This is a genomic window from Collinsella sp. AF04-24 (assembly GCF_003465685.1).
Lineage (GTDB): Bacteria > Actinomycetota > Coriobacteriia > Coriobacteriales > Coriobacteriaceae > Collinsella > Collinsella aerofaciens_AP.
On the sequence record NZ_QSBK01000008.1, the window covers coordinates 102069 to 111841 of the forward strand.

General features: G+C 58.9%; 9 protein-coding genes and 2 tRNA genes. 3 read left to right on the forward strand and 8 right to left on the reverse strand.

Features of this window, described 5'->3' with window-relative positions; genetic code table 11:
• The first annotated feature begins 5 nt into the window (after positions 1-5).
• Together DWV32_RS04700 and DWV32_RS04705 are read left to right on the forward strand one after the other, a co-directional pair.
• Positions 6-1019 carry a dipeptidase gene (locus tag DWV32_RS04700; RefSeq protein WP_089572972.1) on the forward strand — a complete coding sequence of 338 codons (1014 nt, stop codon included), beginning with the start codon at positions 6-8 and terminating at the stop codon, positions 1017-1019.
• A 74-nt stretch (positions 1020-1093) separates the two neighbouring features.
• Complete coding sequence (locus DWV32_RS04705; RefSeq protein WP_233540405.1) at positions 1094-1870, forward strand: M48 family metallopeptidase; 777 nt, start codon at positions 1094-1096, stop codon at positions 1868-1870.
• Positions 1871-1876: 6 nt separating this feature from the next.
• On the opposite strand, the gene folB is transcribed toward DWV32_RS04705, so the two are convergent.
• The 4 genes from folB to nrdG all read right to left on the reverse strand — a co-directional run bounded on the left by folB (position 1877) and on the right by nrdG (position 4195).
• Positions 1877-2362: a dihydroneopterin aldolase gene (gene folB / locus DWV32_RS04710; RefSeq protein WP_055251396.1), complete on the reverse strand. Its 486-nt coding sequence runs from the start codon at positions 2360-2362 to the stop codon at positions 1877-1879.
• Positions 2363-2405: 43 nt separating this feature from the next.
• Positions 2406-2987 (reverse strand): HD domain-containing protein, encoded by a 582-nt coding sequence (locus DWV32_RS04715; protein WP_172622418.1) that lies wholly within the window; start codon positions 2985-2987, stop codon positions 2406-2408.
• 2 nt (positions 2988-2989) lie between these two features.
• Complete coding sequence (folE, locus tag DWV32_RS04720; RefSeq protein ID WP_055251394.1) at positions 2990-3547, reverse strand: GTP cyclohydrolase I FolE; 558 nt, start codon at positions 3545-3547, stop codon at positions 2990-2992.
• Positions 3548-3613: 66 nt separating this feature from the next.
• Entirely contained in the window at positions 3614-4195 is a 582-nt protein-coding gene (nrdG, locus tag DWV32_RS04725; protein WP_117735798.1) for an anaerobic ribonucleoside-triphosphate reductase activating protein, read from the reverse strand.
• Positions 4196-4311: 116 nt separating this feature from the next.
• Here nrdG and DWV32_RS10220 point away from each other — a divergent pair, with 116 nt between their 5' ends.
• Entirely contained in the window at positions 4312-4485 is a 174-nt protein-coding gene (locus DWV32_RS10220; protein ID WP_158555244.1) for a hypothetical protein, read from the forward strand.
• A 136-nt stretch (positions 4486-4621) separates the two neighbouring features.
• Here the strand turns inward: DWV32_RS10220 and nrdD are convergent, their stop codons facing one another.
• The 4 genes from nrdD to DWV32_RS04745 all read right to left on the reverse strand — a co-directional run bounded on the left by nrdD (position 4622) and on the right by DWV32_RS04745 (position 9540).
• Positions 4622-6844 (reverse strand): anaerobic ribonucleoside-triphosphate reductase, encoded by a 2223-nt coding sequence (nrdD, locus tag DWV32_RS04730; RefSeq protein ID WP_117757387.1) that lies wholly within the window; start codon positions 6842-6844, stop codon positions 4622-4624.
• 667 nt (positions 6845-7511) lie between these two features.
• A tRNA-Val gene (locus tag DWV32_RS04735) sits at positions 7512-7586 on the reverse strand.
• A 3-nt stretch (positions 7587-7589) separates the two neighbouring features.
• Positions 7590-7665: transfer RNA gene (locus DWV32_RS04740), tRNA-Gly, on the reverse strand.
• 141 nt (positions 7666-7806) lie between these two features.
• Positions 7807-9540 carry a glycoside hydrolase family 13 protein gene (locus DWV32_RS04745; RefSeq protein WP_233540406.1) on the reverse strand — a complete coding sequence of 578 codons (1734 nt, stop codon included), beginning with the start codon at positions 9538-9540 and terminating at the stop codon, positions 7807-7809.
• Positions 9541-9773: the final 233 nt, after the last annotated feature.

The window sequence follows — 9773 nt, forward strand, 5'->3', positions numbered from 1 at the left end:
GAACCATGGCATATCCCGTATTTGACCTACACTGCGACACTGCCGACCGAATCGGCTGGGCCACGCTCGATCTCGACCTGCGCTTTACCGCCGGCACCGACGGTTATTTCCCCGGCGACGAAACGCATCCGCAAGATTTCGACCTCATCGAGGGTAACGCCTGTGCCATCTCGCTCGCAAAGATCGGCAACACGCCGTGGGCACAGTGCTTCGCCACGTTTGTCCCCGACGAGATTCCCACCGCCCACGCCGCGCGCTTCCAGGCGCAGATCATGGCGCATATGAGCGGCCAGGCAATGCTCAACCACGACCGTATGGTCAACGTGCGCAGCGCCGCAGACATTCGCCCCGCGCTCAAGGACGGCAAGGTCGCTTGCATCCACACCATCGAAAACGCCACGTTCTTTGCCGAGGACCCCGCGCTGATCGAGGTGCTCAAGAGCCTGGGCGTGCTTATGTCGTCACTCAGCTGGAACGCGCAGGGACCGCTCGCGAGCGGCCACGACACCCACGCCGGCCTCACCGCCGCCGGCATCGAGGCGCTTACGCAGATGGAGCACGCCGGCATGGTGCTCGACGTCTCCCACCTCAACGATGAGTGCTTTGACGAGGTCGCCGCCCGCGCCACGCGTCCCTTCGTCGCCAGCCACTCCAACTCCCGTGCGGTTTGCGGCGCCAAACGCAACCTTACCGACGACCAGTTCCGCACCATTCGCGACATGGGTGGCATCGTCGGCCTCAACTACTGCAGCGAGTTCCTTTCCAACGACGCAACCGACAAGACCGCCGCAGACGTCACCTTCGACCAGCTGGCGGCGCATATCGAGCACTGGCTCGACCTGGGCGGCGAGGACGTCATCGCGCTCGGCGGCGACTGGGACGGCGCCACGGTGCCCGCTTTCCTCTCCGATGCCAGCAAGATGCCCGAGTTCCAGAACATGCTTTCCAAGCATTTTGGCAAGACCGTGATGCAAAAGCTCTGCAGCGACAACGCGCTTGCCTTCTTCGAGCGTTATTAATTTCACATCCCTTGAGCGGGCCGGCATGCCGAACGGTCGACATGCCGGCCCGTCCCCAATCCAAAGGACCGCTTTTGACGCAGCAGTTTACGATTTCCGCATCCCGACCGGATGGGACGACCATCCCCGTCGTCGTTACCAAAAAGCGCGTCAAGAACTTCAACCTACGCGTCACATCGAGCGGCGAGGTCCACGCCAGCGCACCGATCGGCGCCAGCCGCGAGCGTATCGAAGCGTTTGTGAAGCGCAACAGCGCCTGGATTATCAGCCGACTTGCCCAGCGCGAGCAACGTCAGGCGACGGCACGAGAGCCGCTCAGCCCCTCGTCCATCATTGCACTTTGGGGCAAGCCCATCACGGTACAGGATGCACTCGATCACAACTTTGCATCACCCGCACCGCGACCCAAACAGGCCACCTTCGCAAGTTTTATGGGTACCGATGAATCGGACGAAGGCCCACAGGCCAAGCGGCACGCAATCCTCGACGGCCTAACGTCCGATGAGCTCCAAGCCCGTATCGACCAGCTCTATGCAACCGAGGTCACCACGGCGCTGTACGATATGGTGCACGCGTACGAAATCGCAATGGGCGTCACCGTGGCCCGCGTCTCCGTGCGCAGCATGAAAACGCGCTGGGGATCATGCGCGCCCAAGACCGGCGCCATTCGCATCGCACTCGAACTTGCCGCCTATCCCATCGAATGCCTCGACATGGTTGTCGCCCACGAGCTCGTCCACTTGCTCGAGCCAAGCCACAATCAGCGATTCCACGCCCTGCTCGACACGTACTGTCCCAACAATAAAGCTCTGTCGCAGCGGCTCAAGCAGCCACCCATAGAGTCGTATTAGAACCGGTTAGCGCACGCGCTCGATCTCGACGCCGCAGCTTGCCAGGGGCAGGCCAACAGGAGCCCACGGCTTATCGAGCTTTATGCGCACACCAAGCAGCGAGGGATAACGGCGCAGCAGCATCTGGGCTGTCCCCTCGGCTGCCGCCTCGATGAGCTTAAACGTATGCTCGCGCAGATAGCCATCGACATCGTGGCACACCGAGCCGTAGTCAATCGAGGCATCCAGGTTATCGTGCTCCCCCGCCGCGCGCAGGTCGGCATAGAGCACCAGAGAAACGATGAACTTCTGACCCAGCGCGTTCTCCTCGGGATACACGCCATGGTTGGCAAAAACCTCAAGGCCGTCAATGACAATACGATCGGCATGGCGCAGATCATCATAGCTCACGTGAGGCACCGCCGTTGCGGTGGATATTTCGCCCCTTCCACGGCGGGCGAGCTCAGCACCTTCAGTCTTGGTTGCATTCTCGGGCAGTTTTTTGTTACTCAACGCGATCGTCTCCTTCGTTTAGAACCCCAACCGCGCAAACTAACTACACGCGAATCGACAGGTTCTTTTTATCATCGCTCCAGTTGCAAGCATTGCGCGCGGGGCATGCAAAGCAGGCGCGCGACGCTTTGTCGGCCGCATAGAGCAGACGCTCAAGCGGTTGGCTGTTCACGCGCAGCTTTCGATGGCCCAGAATGGCCGTCTTAATGGCTGCGGCATCGGCCGGCTCAAACGCCACATCATCGGGCATGCCGCCGAGAATCGCATCAGCGACGCGTTCGCTTGCAACATCATGGGATATACCCGATTCATACTGTTCATCTTTGCCGATATCGTGAAGAAGTGCCGTGGCGTAGATGACCTCGCGGTCAAATTCGAGCTGCTCCTCGAGATTCTTGATCCACATAATGCGAGCGACATCGAGCAGATGGTCAATACCGTGGCGGCAGAAGATGCGCCCCGATTCCAACTGTACGATGTTGCCCAGGTGCCGCCGGAACAGCCCGTTGGCACAAATGTAATCAATGCGAGGCATGGCACCAAAGGGGGCCAGGCCCGAAGCCATAAAGCCGCGACGCGACGTCCCCTCATCGGTCTTCGATGTAAAGTCGTTGACGACTCTCATGGTTAGCGGCCCAGCATCCTAAAGAAACGCTCCTCGAGCGCGGGATCGGTCTCAAAGACGCCGCGGCGAGCAAGCGTCACGGTCTTGGTGCCGGGCTTTTGCACGCCACGCATCGTCATGCACATATGCTCGGCCTCCATCAACACAATCGCTCCCTGGGGAGCGAGATAATCCATGAGGGCATCGGCAACCTGTGTGCACAGTTGCTCCTGCAGCTGAAGACGGCGGGCATAAACCTCAACCGTGCGGGCGAGCTTGGAAAGCCCAGCCACCCGACCGTTAGGGATATAACCAATGGCGGCCTTGCCATAAAACGGCAGCAGATGATGTTCGCACAGCGAGTAGAACGTAATGTCGCGCTCGATAACCAAATCGTTCGAAGCGACGGCAAAGGTTTTGGACAGGTGCTCCTCGGCACTCTGGTCCATGCCGCCGGCGATCTCACCATACATACGGGCAACGCGCGCCGGGGTCTCCAACAGGCCCTCACGAGTTGGGTCCTCGCCTATGCCCTCAAGCAATAGCTTAATGGCGGCCTCGACTTTTTCCTGATCGACCATCTGGGCCTCACTTTTCCGATTTCACGTTCGCGCTATGGTACCACGCCCTCCGGCATCGACCACAAGCTACATAGTATGGGTCGAATAGACCGGATCATCACGCCAAAGTTCAACCGCATCACAAAGCGCAACGCCCTCGCGCTCAGCACGGGCGCGCGTAGCGTTCATATCGATCACGCGCTGGTTACTCGAGCCCCTAAAACGCAATGAGATATCATACAGATCCTGAACAAACGGGCCATCCACCAACATGTCGAGGCAGGCAAGGATACGGTCCGTGACCTCGGTATGGTGGCGGCCTCCCGGCATAAGCTCCTCGAGCACATCGCCGGTGAAGCACCAAATAGTCTTCCCCGACCCCGCTGGATAGGCCGCGCGAACACGCTCGACAAAATCAACGAGTCCCGCTTGATTCTCGGGCTCCATAGGCTCGCCGCCCAGAATCGTCAGGCCGTCAATAAAGGGATGATCGAGGCTCTCGATAATCTTGTCCTCGACGGCACGATCAAACGGCTCGCCCGCGGCAAAGTCCCACGCGACGGAGTTAAAGCAATTCTTGCAGCCACGACGGCACCCGCTCACAAACAGAGAAGTGCGGACGCCTTCTCCATCAGCAATGTCGAAATACTTAATGTTCGCGTAGTTCATAGGTAACTCTCCCGGGAGGCCGGGACATATCATCCCGTCCTCAAACATTCTCGGCCTTCGGCCTGCGAAACTGCGGGCGGGACGATATGTCCCGGCCTCATGCAAAGGGTAACTCAATGAACGAAGCGAACATCGAGTATAGGGTTCGAGGTCTAATAAAAACTGGGTTGCGGCTCAACCGCCATCGCAAGCAAAGCGTTGTTGCAAGTCAACTCATTTCCGCTAAGAACTTCGAGGAGCGAGCAGGCTGCGTGCTGCATCTCAGCTACATCAACTTGGCCGCCCCGTAGCGAGGCCCCGGACCTTTGCTCGATATGAGTTCCGCACGAACAGGAGGCGCCAGTGGCGCCTCCGTCGTGAGCCAGGACTGTCCGAAATAGCGAGTAAAGGTCCGGGGCCTCGCTACGGGGCGGCCTGGGATGGTTATTAGAGATGCAGCACGCGGTCGCGGATCTCCTCGGTTCGACCCTGGTTCCAGAACTGGGTACCGATGTAGCCGCACGTACGACGAGCGACGTTCATCTTCTCCTGGTCGCGGTTGCCGCAGCTGGGGCACTCCCACACCAGCTTGCCGTCATCCTCGACAATCTTGATCTCGCCATCGTAGCCGCACACCTGGCAGTAATCGCTCTTAGTGTTGAGCTCGGCGTACATGATGTTGTCGTAGATGTACTGCATCACGCGAATGACAGCCTTGAGGTTGTCCTGCATGTTGGGAACCTCAACGTAGGAGATAGCACCGCCCGGCGAAAGCTGCTGGAACATGCCTTCAAACTTAAGTTTGTCGAAGGCATCGATCTCCTCGGACACATGGACGTGATAGCTGTTAGTAATGTAGCCCTTGTCCGTCACGCCCGGGATAATGCCAAAACGACGCTGCAGGCACTTGGCGAACTTGTAGGTCGTCGACTCCAACGGCGTACCGTACAGCGAGAAATCGATATCACTTTCGGCCTTCCACTCCGCGCACTTGTCGTTCATGCGCTGCATGACGGCCATGGCGAACGGCGTGCCCTCCTTCTCGGTGTGGCTGTGACCCGTCATGTACTTGACGCACTCATACAGGCCGGCATAGCCCAGGCTGATGGTGGAATAGCCGCCCACGAGCAGCTTGTCGATCGTCTCGCCCTTCTTCAGACGCGCCAGGGCGCCGTACTGCCAAAGAATCGGCGCGGCATCCGAAAGCGTGCCCATCAGGCGCTCATGACGGCACAGCAGGGCACGATGGCACAGCTCAAGGCGCTCGTCGAAGATCTTCCAGAACTTATCCATGTCCTGGTGCGAGCTCAGCGCGACATCGGGCAGGTTGATGGTCACAACACCCTGGTTAAAGCGACCGTAGTACTTAGGCTTGGTCGGGTCATAGTTCAGCGCGTTGGCGACATTGTTAAAGCCGTTGCCCGAACGGTCGGGCGTCAGGAAACTGCGGCAACCCATGCAGGTGTAGCAATCGCCGTTGCCGGCAGTCTCGCCCTTAGACAGCTTGAGCTCGCGCATCTTCTTCTCGGAGATGTAGTCGGGCACCATGCGCTTGGCGGTGCACTTGGCGGCGAGCTTGGTCAGATAGAAGTACGGCGAATCCTCGCGAATGTTATCGTCCTCGAGCACGTAGATGAGCTTGGGGAATGCCGGGGTGATCCACACGCCGGCTTCGTTCTTAACGCCCTCATAGCGCTGACGAAGCGTCTCCTCCACAATCATGGCAAGGTCGTGCTTCTCCTGGGGCGTACGGGCCTCATTGAGATACATAAAGACCGTCACGAACGGCGCCTGGCCATTCGTGGTCATAAGGGTCACGACCTGATACTGAATCGTCTGGACGCCGCGACGGATCTCGTCACGCAGGCGGTCCTCAACAACCTCGCGGACCTTTTCGGGAGATGCGGAAACGCCGAGCTCCTCGAGCTCGCGGGCAACCTCGCCGCGAATCTTTTGACGGCTCACCTCGACAAAGGGGGCGAGATGGGTCAGTGAAATAGACTGGCCGCCGTACTGGGAGGAAGCAACCTGGGCGATAATCTGCGTCGCGATGTTGCAGGCAGTCGAGAAGCTGTGCGGCTTCTCGATCAGCGTGCCCGAGATAACGGTGCCGTTCTGGAGCATGTCCTCCAGGTTCACCAGGTCGCAGTTATGCATGTGCTGGGCAAAGTAGTCGGAATCGTGGAAGTGGATCAGGCCCTCATTGTGGGCATCCACGATCTCCTGGGGCAGCAGCACACGCTGAGTCAGATCCTTTGAAATCTCGCCGGCCATATAGTCGCGCTGGACGGAATTGACGGTCGGGTTCTTGTTAGAGTTCTCCTGCTTGACCTCTTCGTTATTGCACTCGATCAGCGACAGAATCTTGTCGTCGGTCGTGTTCTTCTGGCGCTTCAGGCTCTGAACATAGCGATAGATGATGTAGTGGCGGGCGACCTCGTAGCAGTCGAGACGCATGATCTCGTCCTCGACCAAATCCTGGATCTCCTCGACCGAAACGGTGTGGCCCGCGTTCTCGCATGCCTCGGCGACGTTTTGCGCCGCATAAACCACCTGGCGGTCGGTAAGACGAGAGCTCTCCTCGACCTCCAAGTTTGCGGCGCGGATGGCATTGACGATCTTATCGATGTCAAAGACAACCTCGGTGCCGCTGCGCTTGATGATCTTCATCCTCTTGCCTCTTTCGCGTCGTAGCCTCATTGCGCTTCAGAGCCAAACGATGCCCGGCAGGGCCTGCCCCTGCCTTGCGGCGCCGTCGCGCAATCTGTGTTTTCGATAAACCATAAGCCTCCATGCGGACATTCCCAGGAGCCGATCAAACGGTTCAAGGACACGTTCAAAAGAGGCAGTTAAGGTCTTCGTTCTCTGTCCGCCATCTATCATACGACAAAGAGGCATCTATATCCTGTATTATTTTTTTAGGTCAAACACAACATATAGTGTTTCAGCAGGTCAAAGCAATTGGTCATTTTGCAGACGCATTAAAAATGAGGGGTATTTGACAAGTCGGTAAAACGTTACCAACACGGCTACCTGCATGGCAGTTATAAAACCCCCTTAGTCAAGCCGCTGACAAATCCTACCAAAACCAAGCCGCTCACGCCAAAAGAATCCAAAAGATTATGCTTGACCAACATGTTGCGGTCGTGCCTTGCCGAGCCTCATGCAACCGCGGCACGAATCCTTGAAAGATATGTGTATGCAAACGGAGAAGATGAGAGTTTCCTCGGATGACTGCTGAGAAGCATCCCGGAAGATCAAAAACTCGAAATTTGGTGACGTATTTGGCGACCAAAACAAAACAGCTCAGAGGCTAAGCCTCTGAGCTGCGAACATTTGGTGGGCGTTAGAAGATTTGAACTTCTGACCTCTTCCGTGTCAGGGAAGCGCTCTCCCCCTGAGCTAAACGCCCAAATGGAGCGGACAACGGGGCTCGAACCCGCGACCCCAACCTTGGCAAGGTTGTGCTCTACCAACTGAGCCATGTCCGCTTACGAGGATTAATCTTACGTGATGCCCGCATCCTATGCAAGAACTTTTTTTGAAAAGTTTCGCGACGCCCTCGCGAGCCTCATGAAGGCATCAGACACCACGGAAGGCGCAGGCAAACGCAAACTCGCCGCAAGAGGCCCCTACAACTCAGCGAGCATGATCCAGGCAGAGCTGTCCTGCACGAGCCTGCCGTCTGCGAGCGGTGATGAGGTGAGCAGGACCCTGCCCGCCGGCAGCTCCACGGGTGCTGCACCGAAGTTCGTCACACACGCCCAGCCGTTGTCGCGGCGATAGGCGATGACGCCGCCCTCAGCGCCCTCGGCGCCATCCGCAAGACCGGTGCGCCCGTCAAGATCGAGCCACGCAAGATCGTTGGCGCACCCGCGCAGCTTGCGCCGCAGCCAAAGGGCGTCACGATAGAGCACAAGCATCGATGTCGGGTCCGCTTCTTCCCTATCGGCAGCGTAATCGGAAAACCATGCAGGCTGCGGCAGATGGGGCGCCGCATCGGCGTCCGCCGGCGAAAACCCAAACGATCCGCCCCGCGCGGGATCGTCCGCCGCCACCCACGGCAGGGGCACACGGCAGCCGTCGCGCCCCTTCTCGCGCTTCGGTCCGTGCGTATTGGTCGCAGTAGGATCTTCGAGTGCAGCCCACGGAATGTCAGCCACCTCAAAAAGGCCGAGCTCCTCACCCTGATACACGTATGCCGAGCCCGGAAGCGCCAGCTCAAGCAAAAGGGCCGCCCGCGCGCGGCGCTCACCGAGTTCACGGTCCTCGTCATAAGACGACCCGTCGCGTAAGAGCCAGTCGAGCGCAATCTGGTGGTAGCGCGTCGCCTTGATTTGCGGCAGGGCATAGCGCGTCGCCACGCGCGGCACGTCGTGGTTGGAGAGTACCCAGGTCGAGGCAGAATTGGATTCGATAGCCGCCTTCAAGCCCTCCTCGATTGCAGCGTGCATGTCATCATAGGTCCAAGTGGCCTTGGCAAACTCAAAGTTGAATGTCTGGCCAAGCTCGCTGGGACGCGCGTAGAGATACTGGCGCTCGGGCAGCACCCATGCCTCGGCAACGGCGCTGCGCGGCGGATTATAGCGGTCGAACACGCGGCGCCACTCGCGATAGATCTCATGGACCTCGTTGCGGTCCCACAGCGGATGGGTGCCGTCGTCAACCATGTCATCGCCCTCGGCGAGATGCCACCGGTCGAGGTCATCGCGGTCGAGATCCTTGGCGAGACCGTGCGCCACATCAATGCGAAAGCCATCGACGCCTCGATCGCTCCAAAACGCCAGGACGTCGCAAAAGAACGCGTGAACCTCGGGGCATGACCAGTCAAAGTCCGGCTGCTCGGGCGTAAACATGTGCAGATACCACTGACCGTCCGCGGCGCGCGTCCAGGCGGGGCCACCAAAGTTGGCATTCCAATTGGTGGGAGGCAGCTCGCCGTGCTCGCCGCGACCATCGCGGAAGATATAACGGGCGCGCTCGGGCGATCCGGGGCCGGCGGCAAGAGCGGCTTTGAACCAGGGGTGCTGGTTGGACGAATGGTTGGGCACGATGTCGACGATGACCTTGATGCCGTGCGCATGAGCCGCGGCGATCATGTCATCGAAGTCGTCAAGCGAGCCGAGACGTGGGTCGACATCGCAGTAGTCCGCCACATCATAGCCGCCATCGACGAGAGGCGATGGGTAAAACGGGCTCAGCCAGATGGCCTCGATACCCAGCCGCTCAAGATAGTCCATCTGCTGGGTAATGCCCGCGATATCGCCCAGACCCGAACCAGTCGAATCCTTAAACGAGCGCGGGTAGATTTGATAAATCGCGGCATCGGACATCCATGGGCGCGAAGAGGACTTTTCTGTAGCCATGGGGTGCGACTCCCTTGCAACGAGGTTTTGCGGGATGTCCACGATGATACGCCCAAAGCGGACATTCGCGGCAAACAACGCCACAGCCACGCCCCAAAACGCTCGCTCCCCCTCGGGTTCGAGCCTCCTGGGACGAATCGATCGATTAGTGAAAAGAACGGAAGACTTACTCCCCCGGCCACGACAGACACTATGACCCAATCCAGGGGCACGGAAACGACAGGAGCCCCCGC